Raw genomic sequence first — 19,159 nt, 5'->3', positions numbered from 1 at the left:
CCATACGGCGAGGGCCGCGCCCCCGGTCCCCGGGGCGCGGCCCTCTTGCTTAAACTGCTCAATTTTTCGTGCTCACGGTGCTCATTTCCCAGTGATCACTCGGACCACTTCTTAGTGAACATCAACATCGCGGGCCACGGTCGACGGCGCGACGCCCAGTCCCCTGGCGATTTCCGGCAGCGGCCGGCATCCTTGAGCTGCTGCTCGATCGCCATGCGGTCCCCCTGGGTGAGCTGCCCGTTCTTGCTTCTCGGCATTCTCTCCACCTCCCCTCGCCCGAATGCCGCTTAAACAATGGTATCCGATGGGATTCGGGAGGTGAACAGCTTCTTTCCGAGACTAAATGCACAGAACGCGCATTTCAGATAAGAATTAAGCAACTTTTATTGGCTTCGATGAGCGATAAAGAAGCGGGTAATTCCTTCGCGACGATTGTCTTTTCTGAGGCGAACTACTGGATCAACGCCGTGAACGATGTTTTCTCATCGAAAATGCTTCCTTTACTAGAGGAAGATTCCGGTTACGCTCAGGGAGCTTGGTGCGGTTTGAGCTATTTGAGTGTCATATCTGAAGAATTATGGCGGAACATTCGGGTCTATTGGCGCCAAGTTCTTTCCGATGGCGAGCCGTATGAAGATGTTCGCAATGCGAGGATAAAGAAGACGTTTCTTTGGTCGTCGATTCTCTACGACGGTTCCGCGTCGAGAGAAGAGCTCTTTGGCGCATGTAGACACAATCCTGCGTCGTGTTCGGCTGCTGTATGGGTTCTCGTCGAATGGACGTGCGTCTCTCGAAAGCGGACCGCGAGCGAGAATGGCGCGGATGGATTAATTCGACAATCAATCTGCTATTGGAAGACGAGGCGTGCTATAGAAAATCCGCCCATCACTTGCTTCGTTTATGCAATAAAGAGAAGAACGACGATTCCTACGTGATTACGGGGGCTGTTAAGATCTTTTCGGAGCACTGCAATTGGAAATATGAGAACGACTTTTTTCTCGACAAGGAATTGATTGCTTTAATTGGCGAAAGCGCCTTGGCGAATGAGGACAAGGCGAAATTCTTGATTGCGCGTATGAAGGGCGCTAGCATCGATTGCGTGGGTTGCGAGGGCTATCAGCAAGCGATTGAGCTTATTGACTGCGGCTCTCTTAGTAAAGAGATTTTATCGGATTTAAGAGACGCCTTTGTTCTGCATGGTTTTTCCCTTCCCGACAGTTTGTTGGAAAACGAGGCTAATTCCGGGCTTTAGGGTGATTGTCAAAGTGCCCACCTTAATCCCTTGAGTTTCGGCGTCCAAAATCTTGATGCAGGTCACTGTCGCGGTTTTGCCCGCGAGCGCTACGCAGTGCCTTGTCCATGCGGGGTACGCGTGGGGGTCTGTGGGGTGTCTGCCAATCATGGCAACATGCTTCAAAATCGAAGAAATCGTTATAAACGGCAAATAAATGTGGGGATCTCACAATAAAGAGCGTAATATAACGATAAATCAATATAGAAAGGATTTGCTATGCTAATCGAGTTCAAGTGCAGCAATTTCCGCTCGTTCAAGGGCGATGCCTGCCTTAGCATGCTTCCTGTCAATGCTTATAAGGAACACCCTGATAATATGGCACCCGTGAGGCCTGCGGGTACGAATGCTGCTGGAGTTCTCAGCGTTGCAGTTATCTATGGTCCCAACGCTTCGGGCAAGACAAACCTCTTGAGGGCAATGGATTTTGCCAGGGGCATCGTCCTCGGACGGGTTCCTTTGGGCAACGGTGGTGTTAGGGAGGCTTTCGTTAACAATGCGGGCGAGCCGTCCTTGTTTTCGTTTTCCATTCTTCTTGGGATGACGCGCTTTAGCTACGAGTTTGTTATTGATGATAGAGGCGTCGTTCGTGAGACCCTGAAGGCTCAGCCAAAGAGCGAGAGGCTTGTGTTCGAGCGCTTTTTGCTCGACGATGGCACGTATCGCGTGAAGCAGGGATCTACCTACACTGGGATTTCATCCAAACTAAAGGGTTTCACCGACAACGGTTTGGTGATAGGGCTCCTTTCTAAGTTCGGAGTTGCGGATTGCGTGACGGTTTTCGACTGGTTTGTGAACGGGCTTAGGGTGTATGACCATGCTCAGCCTGTGGATTACGGGATTCTGCTGGAAAAACTGAAAGATTTGGGAGAGGACGGTTTCTCTAAGGCTGTCGAGGCAGTGAAGTCTGCCGATCTTGGGATTACCGGTGCTCAGCTTGCGGTGAGCGACCTTACTGACGAGGAGCGCGAGAGCCAGAAAGTAGCGACCGATAAGGTCAAGGCTATTTTTGAGGCTCTTACTGGCAAGGGCATCGACGAGATAAAACCTTCTGACAAGAAAATTACTTTCCAGTTCCAGCACGTGATTGCGGGTCAGAGAGTTGGTTTTGGATTTGAGGACGAGTCTCTCGGCACGGTGACCATGCTCAATCTGGCTGTCGACTTCCTCGACGCCATCGCGACGGGCAAGACTCTTGTCATAGATGAGGCTGAGCGAAGTCTGCATCCGATTTTGCTGAGAAACTTGGTGTCGCTGTTCTTCGATAGGAAGCTTAATTCCAAGAATGCCCAACTTATCTTTACTACCCACGATTTGTCCATCATGGATGGCGACTTCATGCGCCGAGACCAGTTCTGGTTTGTTGAGAAGGGGGGAAGAGAGGGAGCAAGCGAGCTCTATCCGTTGTCCGCTTATTCTCCGCGAAAGGATGACAACATACTGAACAGGTATCTATATGGTGCTTACGGCGCGGTTCCCTTCATTGAGGAGGTGCTGTAGCATGGCGGCAAAGCGTAGAGTCCGAGGTCGAACCGAAGGTGGCAGGAGTGCTAAGCCGACCTTGTTGATCGTTTGCGAAGGCGAGACTGAATATAACTATTTCAAGGAATTGAAAAGCAGGTTTCGCGCCAGCTGGATGATTCCCCTCAAGTCCGATAAGCCTGATCCTAACGGCGTAATGGAGTGTGCTGCACGCGAGGCTAAGAAACATTGCGCGAAAGGACTTGATGTCGAGGCGTGGATTCTTATCGACGCGGAAAGCGAGGTCGAGGAGAAAAGGCGGCGTTATCGTGATGTGCTTCAGAAGGCTGCCTCGAAGAAGATTCGCGCGGCGAACTCCAGCCCTTGTTTCGAGTACTGGCTTTTGCTGCATTTTGCGCCCGGTGCAAAGGTTTACACTCCCGAAGAGGCGGTGTCGGAGCTTAGAAGGAAAGATCGCATTCCTGAATACAGAAAGCCAGTTCTTCCTTATGATCAACTGTGGGAATTGTATCGGGCTGGTGGGCCTTCTGAGGCCGCCGTGGCAAGGCGTGCGGAGCTTTCCGCCGATGGCGAAACCCCGATATTCGGTCGTCCTGTGACTTACGTGGACATGCTGGTTGACAGGATTGTCGAGATTTCGAAGATGAAATAAAAAGAGGCGCCCCGCAGGGCGCCTCAATCATCTTCTCCCGATCCCGTTACTTCTTTTCGGCCTTTGCGGTGGGTCGTACGGGCTTGTCGCTGTCGCGGTGCATGTTGATGTAGTCCAATAGCTCGCTGCGCTTATGAATGTTCATCTTCGCGTAAATGTGGCGAATGTGCGTCTGTGTGGTGTAGGGGCTAATCACGAGTTTGTTCGAGATGTTGTCCACGGTGTAGCCGCGTGCCACGAGCTTCAAAATCTCACCCTCGCGCTTCGAGAGCTTGAATTCCACGATAACCGCGTCGCAAATCTCTTCGGTATCGTTCTGCGTGGCAGGCGTCGTGGTTATGTGAATGATGTCGCCTTCGCTGCGCACGAGCGGAATAAGCGACAGCGCTACAAGGCACATAAGGAACAGCGACGTGGGCTCAACAAGCGTGTTCCAAATGCCCTGAATGTCTTCATAGAGCACGGCCCAAACCTCGCCAATCGAAAAGCCCAGGCGCACAATGGCGCTCGACGCGCAAAACGCCGCAACGGGAGCCATGTAACCCTTCGACGACATGGTGCCGAAATACGAAATCACGAACAACTCGAAAATGCCGGCCAGAATCACAGCGAGCGTGAACGCAATTGTGTCAAATTCGACGTGATTGCTCAGGAAAAAGGCAATGGCGACAATGGCAGCAACCATGAAGTAGGGAAGAAGCTTGTATGCGGCTTCGGTGCGTTTGCCAACGCGCGCGATTGACGCAATAACAAGGCACAGAATTGCTGCCAAACCCATTCCCAAGGGGTACGCCGCCGCATCTGTGAGGATATTATCTTCAGGAACTATAGCAATCGTGAAGTAGCAGGCCACGCACGCGATGCACAGCGAAACCGATATAATAAGCGTTGCGCGATTCGTCTTTTTGCGAATCGCCTTCGGCAAAAGCGTGGGGAATACAAGTCCCTCAATCGTCTTGCTTTCGTACTTATATACTGCGCCGCACGCAATGGGCAGCAGCGCCACGAACACATTCGATACAGGCGCGGGCAAAATCTCGGTCATGATCATTGCTGCGAGCATCACCGATCCGTAGACAAGCGCGAATTCGCCTACCGCGAACGTCGAGCGTTTGCGCGTGTAGAATTCGCCCCATGCGGCCCACAGAAGTGCGTTGGCCACGGCCAGCACAATGGGGAACACGACCCAAATAAAAAGGGGCAGTGTCGCCAAGGGTTTCGCAAGCGTGAACAACAGCGTGCCTGCGGCGAGCATTCCGGCCGAAACCCATACAAGGGTAGGGTGCTCATATATATTGATGCGTCGGAGCGCCAACGGCATTACGAGGAATGCAAGCGCCGAAAACGCGAGGCTCGCAAGCCAGGAATACACCATGGCACGGCCCATGAGCGGCATGCACACGAACACGCTTGGCGAGAACCACAGGCAATAAAACCACGCGAGTGCAAGGCTCAGACCAAGATAATGGACGCCTAACGCATCCCTTTTTTCTACCGATTCCGCATCGCTTCCGAAGAAGGAAACCATACTCACAGCGTTCCCCATCCTTTCCCTCGCGCAGTGCGGCATGTGCCGATTTATTAATCTGGCTTATCGATTTTTTTGTTCCAATAGGCCAGATTTATGCTGAATAGGGTAATTCACCTGGATTAAACCTGCATCACAGTTTTTTAAGTATGCTCCAATTATCCACTAACTCGTTTGCCAGTAAAGAGCGATTCATAGTCAACAAGCGATAGCGCACTTCACGATTCGGCCACAAAATGCAACTTGTCTGATCGATGAGGCCTTTGGGGAACCGGGAGTCGGCAACAAAGCTGAATATCCGGAATAAGGCTTCATACGATGGCACGATCCCTTGGAAGGAGGCGGAATTCGCTGGGCTTAAGGGGCCTACCTATTTGGCGTCGCGCATGCGCGACACGCGTCCCGCGAGTTCTTATGAAGTCCTTGGCTCTTTTGAACGGAGCAATTCGGAAAACGATCAAGAACTTCATAAGCAAGGAGAGGGGCGCTCGTACCGGAAAGCAATGCTTTCTTAAGGTAAACGAGAAAGGGAAAACACATGTCCATTCTTGCAAAGAGCAAGGGCGAGGTGACGTACAAGGACCTCACTGGTTTCCACAAGTGGTTCTTGATCATCCTCATTTCGATGGGTTCCTCCATCATCTACACGCCGATGTATCTGAAGGGCGTCTTCTACGATCCTCTGATGACGGCTCTCGGCTGCACCAACGCCGACTTGGGCGCAATGGTGTCCTTCTACGGCATCGTCGCTCTTATCTGCTACCTGCCTTCGGGCATTCTCGCCGACAAGTTCCGTATGCGTACCCTCGCATGGGTTGGCTTCATCGGCACCGCAGTGCTCACGCTCCTCTACGCGATGCTTCCTTCCGTGCAGATGTGCTACGTGCTGTTCGGTGGCATGGGCCTTACCTCCATCCTGATTTGGTGGGGCACCCGTTTCAAGGTTATTCGTCTGTGCTGCGAAGAGGATGAGTATCCTGCCCGCATCGGTGTTTCCTACTCCATCTACGGTGTTGCCGGCCTCGTTATCGGCATGATCAACGTTGCTATCGTTGCTGCTATTCCCGATACGACCTTCGCTATGCAGTCGGTCATCATCTTCCTTGGTGTTCTGATTGCCATCCTCGGCGTTCTGTCCTTCATCTTCATCCCCGACTTCAAGGGTGAGATTAACAAGGATTCCAAGCTCTTCAGCCTCTCCGATGCCGCTGAGGCCATCAAGACCCCCGGCGTTCTGTGGGCTTGCCTCGGTTACTTCTGCGTCTACTGCGTGTACCAGGGCGCTACCTACACCACTCCGTACCTGTCTCAGGCTCTGGGTACCGACGCCAACGTCGTGAACGTTGTTGGCCTCATTCGTACCTATGGTATTGGCCTGCTCGCTGGCCCGGTTATCGGCGCCATCGCCGCTAAGGCTAAGTCCTCCAAGACCATCATGGGCTGCTTCGTGCTCGCCATCGTGGTTCTGGGCGCCTTCATCGTTCTGCCGCAGGATCCCGGCATGTCCATCATGGCTTCTTGCCTGGTCGTCGTGTTCGGCTTCGCCACCTACGGCGCTTTCTCCATCGGCTCTTCGCCGCTCTCCGAGCTCGGCATTCCGATGCGAATCTTCGGCACCGCCGCTGGCATCCTTTCCGTTATCGGCTTCCTGCCTGACGTGTTCATTCACACCTGGTACGGCTCGCTGATCGACGCTTCCGGCGTCGCAGCCTTCAACCAGATCTTCGGCTTCGAGATCATGTTCGCCGTCCTCGGCATCCTCTTCCTGGTCTTGTGCATCCGTGCTACCAAGAAGCACGCTGCCTCTCAGGCCAAGTAACTCTCAAGCACTTTAGCGGCCGGCTCGCATAACGCTGACCGGCCGCACAGGTCCCTTACTACCAGCGAATCCGCTGGCCTCGTGGAGAGGCGACGCCAAACGCCTCTCCACTTTCCCAAGTCATCGAGAAAGGATTGAGTATGGAAAACAAAGTCGATCCGCAGTTGCTCATGAACGATCAGATGAAAGCCGTCCTCCAGAAGTCGGCAGAGCTTGCAGGCGACGCCTTCGTCACCGACGTGGGATTCGCCGAGATGCGCGAGAACTACGTGCGCGAGCGCCGCTTCTGGAACGAGGGCGGTCCGGTTATGGCCAAGACCGTCGAGCGTACGTTCGAAGGTCCCATGGGCGAATTCATGGCTCGCTACTATTACCCCGTCGAAGCTGAGAAGCTTCCCGTGATTGAATTTATTCACGGCGGCGGTTTTGTTGTGGGCAGCCCCGACACCCACGATCGCGTGTGCCGCATTCTCGCCGAGAAAACGGGCGCGGTTGTCGTGAGCGTCGACTACCACCTGTCTCCTGAGTCGAAATATCCCACCAACATTCAGGAGTGCGTGATGGTCGCCAAACACCTGCACGAGCATGGTGCTGAAGAAGGCATCGACGGCGACGACCTTTCATTCGCCGGCGACTCGGGCGGCGCAGTGCTTTCGATGGCATCGAATTTGTGGCTGCGCGACGAAGAGGGTGACAACTCCTTCGTGAAGAGCCTGCTTCTGTATTACGGCTTCTATGGCCTGGAAGATTCCATGTCGCAGCGCCTGTACGGTTGGGATATCGACGGCATGCGCAAGGAAGACCTTATCTACTACAACGAGTGCTGGCTCAACGACCTGGCTACCGAAACCAAGGCACCGTACGTGGATATGTTCCACAACGACCTTACGACGAGCATGCCTGTGTGCTACATCGCCGCTGCCGGTCTTGACCCGCTGCGCGACGATTCCGAGCTTTTGCATCGCGTTCTCGACACCAACGGCGTGCGCAACCAGCACGAAGTGTTCGAAGGCGTGCTGCATGCATTCGTTCACTACTCCCGAATGCTCGATGAAGCTGCTGAGTGCATCGAACATTCCGCTGAATTCTGGAAGACCCGCCATCAGGCGTAGCTTCAATAGGGCAGATGCCCACCCCCAATCCTGTCATATTCCGGCGAGGCCGGATGTGAGTGCAACCAATAAGGAGGTTCCTCAATGGATTTCAATCTGACCGACGAACAAGAGCTCATCGTGGCGTCCTACCGCGACTACATGGAGAGCGAGAACTGGGAGACCTACTTCCACGAGTGCGATGAGAAGCATGAGTACCCGCTGCGCTGGGCCCAGGGCCTTTGCGAAATGGGCTTCGACCGCATCATGCTCGATGAGGAGCACGGTGGCCTCGGCCTCGAGCAGCCCATCACCACGCTGATGGCGATCTACGAGGTTCTCGGCCAGTACGGTGCCCCGACCTATGTTCTGTACTTGCTCACCGGTTACAACACCATCGTCCGCGAGGGCACTCAGGAGCAGATCGATGCTTGCCTGAAGTACCTGGGCACGGGCGAGCAGGTTGTGAACTCCGCTTGCACCGAGCCGGGCGCCGGCTCTGACGTTTCCGGCCTCGTGACCACCTACAAGCGCGAGAATGGCAAGATCTACCTCAACGGCACCAAGACCTTCATCACCTCTTCCAAGGGCGTTAAGTATCTCATCATCATGTGCCGCGACGCTGACAACCCGGACGTCATTTCCGAGTTCTTCGTCGACATGTCCAAGCCGGGCATCTCGCTGTCCCCGCTCACCAAGCTGGGCCTGCGTATGGACTCCTGCTGCGAGGTCTACCTCGACAACGTCGAGATGGAAGAGAAGGACTTCTTCGGCAAAGAGGGCAACGGCTTCAACCGCGGCGTCGCTGACTTCAACTTCGAGCGCTGGCTCGTTGCTGCGTGCGACTACGGCACGGCTATCTCTGCTTTCGAAGACGCTGCCAAGCATGCTTGGGCTCGCGTTGCCTTCGGCAAGCCGGTCGCTCGCTTCCAGCTGAACTCCCTGAAGTTCTGCCACATGGCCATCAAGCTCGACTCCATGCGCAACATGCTTTACGAAGCTGCCTGGAACGCCGACACCAACCTCGGCGGCGACGTCGACGCTGGCCAGGCTGCAATGTGCAAGTACTTCTGCGCCAACGCTTCCTTCGAGGTCGTTGACGACGCTATGCAGGTCATGGGCGGCATCGCCGTTGCTTCTGAGCACCGCATCAACCGCATCTGGCGCGACCTGCGTGTCGACCGTGTCTCCGGTGGCACCGACGAGATGATGATTCTCACCGCTTCCAAGAACGCTATCAAGGCGTATCGCCAGTAATTCGCATCGTATGGCCCCGTCGTGGGCGGGGCCGTGCAGCGTTTACTAATAACGTGAGGCGCAAGTCGCCTCGCATTTGGGGAAATCTCAACAGGTGCGCCGTGTGAGGGCGCGGCGCACCCTGAGAAACGAGAAAGGACCAGCAATATGGCTGCCATTCCTACCGAAAAACCGAGCTTTGGTGTTCTCGACGACGTCAAAATCGTCTTCGCTGCAATGGAGGAAGCTATTCCTCGCGCTTGCAACATCATGGCTGACTGGGGTGCCGATGTTACGTGGCTCGAGAACACGGGCTATGGCGACACCGTTCGCGATGCTAAGAACGCTGCTCAGGCCGAGCGTCGTAACTGCCGCTCCGTCGCTCTGAACCAGTTCACCCCCGAGGGCAAAGAAGTTCTGTTGAAGATGCTCAAGGACACCGACATCTTCTTCGAGTCCTCCAAGGGCGGCACGTGGGATCGCAAGGGCTTCACCGATGAGGATATGTGGGCCGTTAACCCCAAGCTCATCATCGTCCACTGCTCCGGCTACGGTAAATTCGGCGACCCCGACCGCGTCAAGCGTCCTGCCTACGACGGCACCGTTGGCCCTTACGCTGGCCTCACTTGCCAGAACGGCACCGCTGAGCAGCCGATGATTTCCATGCCGTACTCCGGTGACTACATCAACTCCTACCTGCTCATTGGTGCCTCCCTGGCTGCACTGCGCAAGGCCGATCGCACCGGCAAGGGCGAGAGCATCGACTGGGCAATGTATGAGGGCATCATGTACATGAGCCAGTACTACCTGGTTGACTTCCTCAACGAGGGCATCAAGTGGCCTCGCGCTGGCGCTCGCAACGTCAACCTCTGCGGTATTGGCGTGTACAAGTGCAAGGACGGCTTCATCGCTTTGAACCTGTTCGGCATTCGCCAGAACAAGTGGATCATCGAAGAGCTCGGCCTGGGCGAGCACTGGGGCACCCCCGAGCTGCCCGAGGACACCGCTTCCCTGTGGCTGTCCATGCCCATCGCTAAAGAGTTTGAGAAGCGCCTTGAGGCTTGGCTGCTCGAGCATGACAAGCTGGAGCTCGAAGAAATTCTGGCCGACCATGCTATCGCCGCTCAGAGCGTTTACGAGTTCGAAGACATGGTTGCCGACAAGCACATGGCTGCCCGTGGCAACTTCGTCGAGTGGGAGACCAAAGACGGCGACACCTTCAAGGGCCTCTCTCCCATGCCTCGCTTCGAGCAGACCCCGGGCCAGATTTGGCGCCCGATGCCTGCCCAGGGTGGCGACACCATGGACGTCCTCACCAAGCTTGGCTACACCGCCGAGCAGGTGCAGGAGCTCGCTGAGAAGAACGTCGTCAAGATTGGCGAGAACTAAGCGGGATTTCGCGATTTCTATCGCGGCGTAATTGCCGATGTGGCCCGCATTCGTGCGGGCCACATTTAAAACTGGGGATTTTTACCAGGAATTCGGGGAAAGGTTTAGCGCATGGCAACTATTGTGGGAAACCAGAATTTGGCTGACATGTGGGAATGGCTCGCCACTAACAGGGGGTCGCATACCTTCCTTGAATTTCATGGCAAAGATGGCTCGCAGCGCGATTTCACCTATGCCGAATTCAATGCATACATCAATCGCGTTGCGAATCTTCTTTGCTCGGTCGGCGTGACTGCCGGCCAAAATGTGGGCGTGCAGCTCTACAACAGCCCCGAGCACATCGCATGCTGCATGGCGTGCGCCAAGCTCGGCGCGGTGGCGGTGCCCATCAATATGCAGCACACGCTTGCCGAATGCGTGTACGTGTACGAGAAGTGCGACATTTCGGTGGTTATCGCCGAGCCCGATTGCCAGTGCTACTACTGCGCGGGTGTGGAAAGCTGCATTGCCGGTCCGCTTGGCGGAGAGCCGCACAATGTGCCTACGCTGTTCATCGCGCACGCGGGTGACGAGGGGCTTTTCGGCACGGCGCGCGACTTCGATGCGGAAGTCGCTGAGCAGACAAGCGAGCTTTCGGTTTCGATCGACATCGACCCGCTCGATACGGCCATGATTATTTTCACCTCGGGTACTACGAGCGACCCGAAGGGTGTTGAACTAACCCACGCCAATATGCTCTATGGCGGCTACTACGGCGATTGGCAGTGCAACCTTTCGCCCGACGACCGACTGCTCACGACCATGCCGGCGTTCCATTCCAATTTTCAAACGGCGGCGCTTATGCCCGTGCTTACCTGTGGCGCGACGCTCGTTTTCGTCGAGAAATACAGCGCGCGTCGCTATTGGTCGCAGGTGCGCGAATTCGGTGCCACCGCTCTGCAGCTCGTCGCCATGATGGTGCGCACCCTTATGATGCAGCCCGTGGTGGAAGGCGAGCGCGACCACAACGTGAAGTCGGTGCAGTATTACCTGGCTATTGAGGAGCCTGAGAAAGACGAGTTCGAGAACCGTTTCGGCGTGCGCCTGCAGAACTGCTATGGCCTTACCGAGTCGGTGTGCTGGGTCACGACTGATTTGCCGTATGGCGAGCGCCGCTGGCCGAGCGTGGGCCGCAGCGGCCTGGGCTATGACGTGCGCGTGGTCGATTCCGAGGGCAACGTGCTTCCTGCCGGCGAGGTGGGCGACATCGTCTTCCATGGCGAGATGGGCGTCTCCCTTATGAAGGGCTACTACAACGACGAGGCCGCTACGAATTCCTGCGTTGACTGCAAAGGCTGGATGCGCTCGGGCGATAAGGGCTATTTCGACGAGGGCGGCTGGATGTATTTCGTCGATCGCAAGTCCAACATGATCAAGCGCGCTGGCGAAAACATTTCCGCCTCTGAAGTTGAAGAGGTTCTGAATACATTCCCCGGCCTTGCCGAGGTGGCGGTCATCGGCGTTGATGACCCGGTTCGCGACCAGGCGGTGAAGGCGTTCCTCGTGTTCGAGCCGAACGTCGAGCCCGATGTGGAGGCCGTGCTTGAGCATTGCCGCCACAACCTGGCCCATTTCAAGGTTCCAACCATCGTAGAGGTGGTGGATGCGCTGCCCCATACAAGTGTGGGGAAGTGTGCGAAGAAGCTTCTGCATTAAATTGGTTTCTTCATATAGATCAGTTGTTTGCTGAAAGGGGAGGACATTGGCTATTTCAACTGAAATCGTAGGTAAGACCTTCGGGCCCTTCGTGCGTGACTACACCTTCAAAGATTTGGAGATTTGTGCGCTCGGATGCGGTGCTGGCTGGGACGGTCGCGTTGACTTGGAATATGTCAACGAACACGACGCGAAAAACCCCGACCTGAAGGTTCTCCCGATCTTCGCCGTGCCGCTGACCGTGAACGAGGAAATGACGACGACGCTCGACTACGGCTTCGATTATTCCGGTTCGCTGCACTACGGCATTGACGTGCATTTCCATGCTCCGTTCAAGATGTCTGACCACATTGAGACCTATGTGACTCAAGAGGCCATTTGGGACCGCGGCGAGGGTCGCGGCTCGCTCTCGAAGCAGGTGGGCAAGTCGTATTCCGCCGACGGCACGCACCTGTGCACGGTTGATACTTATGACTGCTGCATCTACGACGGCGGTTGGGGCGGCGAGCTTCCCCCGAAGGACGCTGTTGATTACCCCGATCGCGAAGCCGACTTCGCTTACGAGGAAACCTACGGCTACAACTGGCCGCTCGTATACCGCATGATGGGCGACTGGCATCAGCAGCACATCGACTGGTCCTATACCGAGCAGACCGGCCTCGAGCGTCCGATCGCTCACGGCGTGAGCAGCGCGGGCGTGGCGATGCGCCATGTGATTTCCCTGCTGTTCCCGGGTCATCCCGAGGCTATGACGCGCTTCAAGTGCCGCTTCACTTCCCCCGTTCTGCCTGGCGTGCGCCTGCGCACCGTGGTATGGAAGACGGCCGAGGGCGAGGCAAGGTTCCGAATGGTCAACGCCGACGCTCCCGATTCGAAGCCGTTCCTTAACAATGGTATCGTTGAATGGGACCCCGAGCGCGCATAGCATTCACACGCGGCATTTCTAGTTAGTAGTGGGGCTCGCTGGAGTGGTTCGGCGAGCCTTCTTATAGGCGATTACGTTTCAAAGGAGGAACAATGAGCACTATTAAGAAAACGACTCAAGTTGTGAGTCCGCCTAAGAACGACAGCGATATGGCTCGCGAAAACAACGATATGGCTCGTGAAGAGATTCTGCACCAGGCGAGCCCCGACGTGCGCACGCAGCGCGCGTACGTCGAAGAACATGGCAAATGGTCGCCCGAGCGCGTCGCTCGATATGTGAAACGCAAGGCGAAAAAGACCATCGACGACGTTGCGATGACGCCGTTTTTGCGCAAGATCGCGATTTTTTCGAGTGGCGGTTCATTCTTGGACGGCTACGTGCTTTCGCTTATCGGCGTGGCGCTTACGCAAATTACCCCCATGTTCAACCTCACCGCGTCCGAATCGGCCGCTATTGGCGCGTCGGTTATGCTGGGCATTCTGGTGGGCACCATTGCCGGCGGCTATCTGACCGATGCCATCGGCCGTAAGAAAATGTTCATAATCGACCTGGTTGCCATTGCCCTCTTCTCGATCCTGAGCGTTTTTTGCAGCAACCCGTGGGAGCTCGTCGCGGCGCGCTTCTTCATCGGCGTGTTCGTAGGCGCCGACTATCCCATTGCGACTTCGCTTATCGCCGAGTTCACGCCGAAGAAATACCGCAGCATTTCGATGGGCGCGGTGTCGGCGGCGTGGTATTTGGGTGCTACGGTGGCCGCGTTCGTGGGTTACTTCCTGTATACCGTGCCCGACGGCTGGAAGTGGATGCTCGGTTCGGCGGTTATTCCCTGCATTATTCTGTTGGTTGGCCGTCACGATATTCCCGAATCGCCTATGTGGCTCGCGAAGAAGGGTCGCAAGGAAGAGGCTGACGAAATCGTGCACCGCGTGTTCGGCGAAGACGTCGAGCTCGAGGATGAGGAAGAGCAGCCGAAGACCTCGCTGCGCATGTTGCTGCATTCCGGCTACATGAAACGCATGGTGTTCATGGGCGTGTTCATTCTGTGCCAGGTGGTGCCGATGTACGCCATTTACACGTTCGGCCCCGATATTATGACCGCGTTCGGCTTGGGCGAGGGCCAGGAGTCGATTTTGGGCGAGAGCGTCGTGAGCTTGTTCTTCTTGATTGGTTCTATTCCCGCGATGTTCTGGCTGAATTCCATGGGCCGTCGCAAGCTGTTGCTCATTAGCTTGGTATTCATGGGTGCGGGCCTTACCATTCTTGGCGTGTGGCCCGCGGCACCGATTTTCGTTGTGATTCTTGCGTTCGGCATGTACGCATTCTTCAGCGGAGGCCCGGGCATTCTGCAGTGGCTCTATCCCAACGAGCTGTTCCCGACCGAGGTTCGCGCTTCGGCCGTGGGTATCGCCATTGGCTTCTCGCGCATTGGCACTATTGTGTCGACGTACGGCACGCCGCTGTTCTTGGCTGCGTTCGGCGTTGGCCCCACGATGCTCGTGGCGGCGGTGCTTGTGGGCATTTGCCTGGTTATGTCGTGGTTCATTGCCCCCGAGACCAAGGGCAAGTCGCTCGCCGAGACGAGCGCGCTCGAGGGAATCGATTCGGTTTACAAGGCACGTTAATTCATGGACAAAGTTTTTTCGAACCCGGACGTGTATTGCGTTCGGGTTCCTTTCGTTAATTTAGGCTCGGGCGAGTCGAATTGCTACATTGTGCGCGACGGCGGCGATTGCTTGGTGGTTGACCCGGGTGCGGCCAATGAAGTGGGTATGCGCCGTGTGCGCAATGCGCTCTTCGAGCTTGGCGTGGCGCCAGGGGAGTGCAAGGTGTTTTTGACGCATACGCACTTCGATCATGCCGAGGCGGCGCGGGTGCTGTTTCCCGAGGGCACGTGCGTGTATGTGTCCGAGGTGGGCTTCGAGGAGCGCAGTCCTATTCGCGCCGAAGCCGCGCGCGGGCTGTTCGTGCGGCGCATGCTGAAGATGGGTGCGACGCCGGCCGATGCCGAGGAATATTCGCGCAACGATTACGAGCCCACGTTTCTGCCGCCGGGCGCGTTCGACTACCGTTTCGTGCGCGAGGGTGACGAGGTGCATGTGGGGCGCTTCGTGTTCGACGTCGTTGAGGTACCGGGGCATACGCTCGATTTGGTGTGCTTGGTGGGGCGTGACGGCGCGCCGTCGTTTACGGGCGACGAGGTGATTTTCGGCACCACGCCGAGCGTCGATGCGCCGTTCGATGGCGAAGATGCGCTTGCGCTGTATATGGAAGGGCTTGGCCTGAGCGGCGATGGTCCGCAGCGGCTTGCCCTGTGGCGTTCCGACGGCAAGCGCGTGTTCGGCGCGAGCGGCATGCAGTCGGAGCGCTTCGGTGAGAAGCGCTTCTTCGGTTCGGGCGGGCGGCAGCTGCATGGCCCGCGTGGCGCGCGCGTGCAGGAGCCCGATGAGCTGCAGCTTGGCAGGGTCGATGCGCGCGTGCAGATGGCCGATGGGGCTGTCGGTGCCGGTGTGCATGAGCGTGACGATTCGCAGCCGCATGGCGTTGATGGAGAATGGCTCCAGCACGTGCACTGGACGCTTCCCGGACATGGCGAGGGATTCGGCGGACAAACGCTGCGTTCGCGCGCGGCCGATATCGTGTCGCGCAAGCTGCGCCATTGCGACCGCATGGTCGCGACCGCACGCGAGTGCCCCGGCATTGGTGGCGAAGAGTTGGCGCGGCGTTCGCTCACGCAGAAAGATGAGACCGCCTGGCGTGCGGCGCCTTCGATTTCGCGATATTACTCTATGCTCGAAGCGTTCGTTGGCGTGCGCTATCTGGAAAACCAAGGCAAGCTCCGCCGTGAGGAAGTCGACGGCACCTGGCGATTCTATGCGTGTTAGTGCGGGCTTGGGGTTGGTGTCTGCGGGAACCTGTTAAATGCTCGCAGCGTTTAACAGGTTTTTGCGCTCCTGGCGTGTTCGCGGTTCGGCCAACCTGTTAAACGCTACGAGCATTTAACAGGTGGCGGTCGTTGGCGGGTGGCGAGTGTCCCACGCGTGGCGGGCATTTCGCGGCGGGGAGGCGTCCGGTAGGTTTTCAGGTTTCGAAGCTTGTGAAATTCCCGCGAAGTGCCGGGATTGTCTGATATACTGCAACGGTTGCAATTACCCAGGGCCTTGTTTCCACGCACCACCTGCATGGATTCGCGGCATTGGGCGAATGAAAGCAAGCGGCTCGCAACAGCCGCGCGATGGCACGTTCGCGTGTCAAGAAAGGTGGAGCAATGACTGCAACCACTCGTTCCATTGACAAAGAGACCGTCAAGGCACTCATCGCTGAGTACGGCAAAGGCGAAGGCGATTCCGGTTCCGCCGAGGTTCAGGTCGCCATCATGACGCACCGCATCAAGCACCTCACCGAGCACCTCAAGGAGCACAAGAAGGACAACCACACCCGTCGTGGCCTTATGCAGCTCATCGGTAAGCGTCGTCGTCTGCTCAAGTACATCAAGGATCGCGACATCGAGAACTACCGTGCTCTCATCAAGAAGCTCGGCATTCGCGACAACATCTAAGTCTTGCATGGAGCCCGCTTCGGCGGGCTTTTGCAGTATATAGCGGTCGGGCAGGGCAGGGGCCCCGCTTGCTCGCGAGGGGCATGAAGAGCATGCCTCCGAAGAAGAAGAGAAAGAAGAACTTTCTACATGGAAAAGATCGTCGAGAGCTTCGAGCTGTACGGCAAGAGCTACCGCCTGGAAACCGGCGAGCTCGCCAAGCAGGCCACCGGCGCCGTGCTCGTCACGCAGGGCGAAACCACGTGCCTGGTCACCGCTGTTGTCTCCAAGGAGCAGAAGGACTACGACTTCTTCCCGCTGACCGTCGACTTCATCGAGAAGATGTACGCCGTCGGCCGCATTCCGGGCGGCTACCTCAAGCGCGAGGCCAAGCCTTCCGACAAGGGCACCCTTACCGCCCGCATGATCGACCGTCCCATTCGTCCCGGCTTCGCCGACGGCTTCAAGCAGGAAGTCCACATTGTGGCTACCACGCTTGCGTGCGACGGCCAGAACCCGCCCGACTGCATTTGCGTGGGCGGCGCCTCTGCCGCGCTTCTGTGCGGCGGCACCCCGTTCGACGGCCCGGCGGCCTGCGTGCGCATCGCCCGCAACGCCGAGACCGGCGAGTTCATCGTGAACCCCACCTATGCCGAGCAGGAGACGAGCGACCTCGAGCTCACCATCGCTGGCACCAAAGACTACATCTCTATGGTCGAAGCCGGCGCTCAGGAAGTTTCTGAGGAAGACATGCTCGCCGCCATGGAGTTCGGCCAGCAGGCCATCGCCGCCTTCTGCGAGAAGCAGGCGGAATTCTTGGCCAAGGTCGCTCCCGAGCCCAAGGAATATCCCGTGCATGTGCCCGACGCCTCCATCGCCGAGCGCGTCGACGCCCACTATGACGAGATGAGCGCAGCCCTGCACGATGCCGACAAGCTTTCGCGCATCGCCAAGGTTGAGGCCTTGAAGTCGTCCATCAAGGAAAACGACTTCACCGAGGAAGAGCGCGCCGCATGGGGCAGCGACATCGCCGCCGCCTGCAAGGCTCTTGAGAAGCATGCCATGCGCCGCATGGTCATCGAGTCGGGCGAGCGTGCCGACGGCCGCGCCGCCGACGAGATTCGTCCGCTCTACATTCGTCCCGGCTACCTGCCTCGCGTGCATGGTTCGGGCCTGTTCCAGCGCGGCCAAACCCAGGCGCTTTCCATTTGCACCTTGGGTCTGCTCAACGAAGCCCAGCGCCTCGACACCATCGACCCGCAGGAATCCAAGCGCTACATGCACCAGTACAACTTCCCGCCGTACTGCACGGGCGAAACGGGTCGCATGGGCGCTCCCAAGCGCCGCGAAATCGGCCATGGCGCCCTCGCCGAGCGCGCACTTCTGCCGGTGCTGCCCAGCGAAGACGAGTTCCCCTACGCAATTCGCGTGGTGAGCGAGATCATGGAATCGAACGGTTCCTCTTCGATGGCTTCCACCTGCGGTTCCACCCTGGCGCTCATGGACGCGGGCGTGCCTATCAAGGCTCCCGTTTCCGGCATCGCCATGGGCCTTATTAAGGAAGGCGACGACATCGTCATTCTTTCCGACATCCAGGGCCTGGAAGACTTCCTGGGCGACATGGACTTCAAGGTCACGGGCACTGAGAAGGGCATTACCGCCCTTCAGATGGACAACAAGGCCAAGGGCCTGTCCACCGAGATTCTCGGCCGCGCGCTGAAGCAGGCCAAGGCTGGCCGCCACTTCATTCTGCAGGCCATGCTCGCAGAAATCGCCGCGCCCCGCGAAGAGCTGCGCGACACCGCGCCGCGCATCGACACCATTCACATCGCGGTCGACAAGATTCGCGAGGTCATTGGCAAGGGCGGCGAAACCATTCGCGGCATCCAGGATTCCACGGGTGCCTCGATTGAGATTCAGGAAGACGGCACCGTGCATATCGCGTCCGTCGACCAGGAAGCCGGCAAGGCTGCTCGCGCTGCCATCGAGGCTATCGTGAAGGTCCCCGAAGTGGGCGAGGTTTACGAAGGCCCCGTGGTTGGCATCCAGAGCTTCGGCGCGTTCATCAAGCTCACGCCTTCCAAGGACGGCCTGCTGCACATCTCCCGCATGGCCAATGGTCGCGTCGGCCAGGTCGAGGACGTGCTCTCCATGGGCGACATGGTGAAGGTCCAGGTTATCGAGATCGATCCGAAGTCGGGCAAAATCTCGCTCGACCGCTTGGAGAAGCCCGATGCTCCTGAAGGTTCTGCCCCGGCGCCTCGCCACGAGCGCGGTGAGCGCGAAGATCGCGGCGAGCGCGAAGATCGCGGCGAGCGTCGCGACCGCGGCGAGAAAACCGACCATCGTCCAGGTCGTTCCAACCGCGAAGCCAACGAGCATCGCACCCCGCGTCGTCGTCACTAAGCGCCGCCGCACACGCAAATAATCGGGGTTTGGGGGCTTCGGCTTCACAAACCCCGCATAAACCGGCCCCGCTGGGCACATCTTTCGCGAGGTCGGCTTGAAAAGTGGGG

The 19,159-nt window shown here is 57.4% G+C and carries 14 protein-coding genes; 13 read left to right on the top strand and 1 reads right to left on the bottom strand.

Going from position 1 to position 19,159, the window contains the following annotated elements; all coding sequences use genetic code 11:
• Positions 1–775: 775 nt before the first annotated feature.
• The 3 genes from DMP05_RS06635 to DMP05_RS06625 all read left to right on the top strand — a co-directional run bounded on the left by DMP05_RS06635 (position 776) and on the right by DMP05_RS06625 (position 3,425).
• Positions 776–1,252, top strand: a complete 477-nt coding sequence (locus tag DMP05_RS06635) for a hypothetical protein (protein ID WP_123219698.1) — start codon at positions 776–778, stop codon at positions 1,250–1,252.
• Positions 1,253–1,510: 258 nt separating this feature from the next.
• On the top strand, positions 1,511–2,791 hold the full coding sequence (locus DMP05_RS06630; RefSeq protein WP_123219697.1) for an AAA family ATPase: 1,281 nt from the start codon (positions 1,511–1,513) through the stop codon (positions 2,789–2,791).
• A gap of 61 nt (positions 2,792–2,852) precedes the next feature.
• Positions 2,853–3,425 carry an RloB family protein gene (locus DMP05_RS06625; protein WP_161957488.1) on the top strand — a complete coding sequence of 191 codons (573 nt, stop codon included), beginning with the start codon at positions 2,853–2,855 and terminating at the stop codon, positions 3,423–3,425.
• 46 nt (positions 3,426–3,471) lie between these two features.
• Here DMP05_RS06625 and DMP05_RS06620 read toward each other — a convergent pair whose 3' ends face one another.
• Positions 3,472–4,953, bottom strand: a complete 1,482-nt coding sequence (locus DMP05_RS06620) for a helix-turn-helix transcriptional regulator (RefSeq protein WP_244595082.1) — start codon at positions 4,951–4,953, stop codon at positions 3,472–3,474.
• 538 nt (positions 4,954–5,491) lie between these two features.
• Here DMP05_RS06620 and DMP05_RS06615 point away from each other — a divergent pair.
• The 10 genes from DMP05_RS06615 to DMP05_RS06570 all read left to right on the top strand — a co-directional run bounded on the left by DMP05_RS06615 (position 5,492) and on the right by DMP05_RS06570 (position 19,049).
• On the top strand, positions 5,492–6,772 hold the full coding sequence (locus DMP05_RS06615) for an MFS transporter (RefSeq protein ID WP_123219694.1): 1,281 nt from the start codon (positions 5,492–5,494) through the stop codon (positions 6,770–6,772).
• Positions 6,773–6,912: 140 nt separating this feature from the next.
• Positions 6,913–7,884, top strand: coding sequence for an acetyl esterase (gene aes, locus DMP05_RS06610; protein ID WP_123219693.1), 972 nt, complete (start codon positions 6,913–6,915; stop codon positions 7,882–7,884).
• Between the two features lie 84 nt (positions 7,885–7,968).
• Positions 7,969–9,120, top strand: a complete 1,152-nt coding sequence (caiA, locus tag DMP05_RS06605; protein ID WP_114616050.1) for a crotonobetainyl-CoA dehydrogenase — start codon at positions 7,969–7,971, stop codon at positions 9,118–9,120.
• A gap of 147 nt (positions 9,121–9,267) precedes the next feature.
• A complete protein-coding gene (gene caiB / locus DMP05_RS06600) occupies positions 9,268–10,488 on the top strand; it encodes an L-carnitine CoA-transferase (RefSeq protein WP_123219692.1) in 1,221 nt (406 codons plus the stop codon).
• Between the two features lie 111 nt (positions 10,489–10,599).
• Positions 10,600–12,183 carry an AMP-binding protein gene (locus tag DMP05_RS06595; protein ID WP_123219691.1) on the top strand — a complete coding sequence of 528 codons (1,584 nt, stop codon included), beginning with the start codon at positions 10,600–10,602 and terminating at the stop codon, positions 12,181–12,183.
• Between the two features lie 46 nt (positions 12,184–12,229).
• Positions 12,230–13,108 carry a MaoC/PaaZ C-terminal domain-containing protein gene (locus DMP05_RS06590; protein ID WP_123219690.1) on the top strand — a complete coding sequence of 293 codons (879 nt, stop codon included), beginning with the start codon at positions 12,230–12,232 and terminating at the stop codon, positions 13,106–13,108.
• Positions 13,109–13,200: 92 nt separating this feature from the next.
• Positions 13,201–14,730, top strand: a complete 1,530-nt coding sequence (locus DMP05_RS06585; protein ID WP_244595080.1) for an MFS transporter — start codon at positions 13,201–13,203, stop codon at positions 14,728–14,730.
• A gap of 3 nt (positions 14,731–14,733) precedes the next feature.
• Entirely contained in the window at positions 14,734–15,990 is a 1,257-nt protein-coding gene (locus DMP05_RS06580) for an MBL fold metallo-hydrolase (protein ID WP_123219689.1), read from the top strand.
• Between the two features lie 383 nt (positions 15,991–16,373).
• Positions 16,374–16,664: a 30S ribosomal protein S15 gene (gene rpsO, locus DMP05_RS06575; protein WP_123219688.1), complete on the top strand. Its 291-nt coding sequence runs from the start codon at positions 16,374–16,376 to the stop codon at positions 16,662–16,664.
• Positions 16,665–16,793: 129 nt separating this feature from the next.
• Positions 16,794–19,049: a polyribonucleotide nucleotidyltransferase gene (locus DMP05_RS06570; RefSeq protein ID WP_123219687.1), complete on the top strand. Its 2,256-nt coding sequence runs from the start codon at positions 16,794–16,796 to the stop codon at positions 19,047–19,049.
• Positions 19,050–19,159 lie beyond the last annotated feature (110 nt).

This window comes from Slackia isoflavoniconvertens (genome assembly GCF_003725955.1).
GTDB lineage: Bacteria > Actinomycetota > Coriobacteriia > Coriobacteriales > Eggerthellaceae > Slackia > Slackia isoflavoniconvertens.
This window is presented reverse-complemented; position numbering and strand designations above follow the sequence as displayed.

Coding starts and splice junctions, on each gene's coding strand:
- DMP05_RS06635 (WP_123219698.1), top strand. CDS start 776: ATGGACGTGCGTCTCTCGAAAGCGGACCGCGAGCGAGAATGGCGCGGA.
- DMP05_RS06630 (WP_123219697.1), top strand. CDS start 1,511: ATGCTAATCGAGTTCAAGTGCAGCAATTTCCGCTCGTTCAAGGGCGAT.
- DMP05_RS06620 (WP_244595082.1), bottom strand. CDS start 4,953: ATGGTTTCCTTCTTCGGAAGCGATGCGGAATCGGTAGAAAAAAGGGAT.
- DMP05_RS06615 (WP_123219694.1), top strand. CDS start 5,492: ATGTCCATTCTTGCAAAGAGCAAGGGCGAGGTGACGTACAAGGACCTC.
- aes (WP_123219693.1), top strand. CDS start 6,913: ATGGAAAACAAAGTCGATCCGCAGTTGCTCATGAACGATCAGATGAAA.
- caiA (WP_114616050.1), top strand. CDS start 7,969: ATGGATTTCAATCTGACCGACGAACAAGAGCTCATCGTGGCGTCCTAC.
- caiB (WP_123219692.1), top strand. CDS start 9,268: ATGGCTGCCATTCCTACCGAAAAACCGAGCTTTGGTGTTCTCGACGAC.
- DMP05_RS06595 (WP_123219691.1), top strand. CDS start 10,600: ATGGCAACTATTGTGGGAAACCAGAATTTGGCTGACATGTGGGAATGG.
- DMP05_RS06585 (WP_244595080.1), top strand. CDS start 13,201: ATGAGCACTATTAAGAAAACGACTCAAGTTGTGAGTCCGCCTAAGAAC.
- DMP05_RS06580 (WP_123219689.1), top strand. CDS start 14,734: ATGGACAAAGTTTTTTCGAACCCGGACGTGTATTGCGTTCGGGTTCCT.
- rpsO (WP_123219688.1), top strand. CDS start 16,374: ATGACTGCAACCACTCGTTCCATTGACAAAGAGACCGTCAAGGCACTC.
- DMP05_RS06570 (WP_123219687.1), top strand. CDS start 16,794: ATGGAAAAGATCGTCGAGAGCTTCGAGCTGTACGGCAAGAGCTACCGC.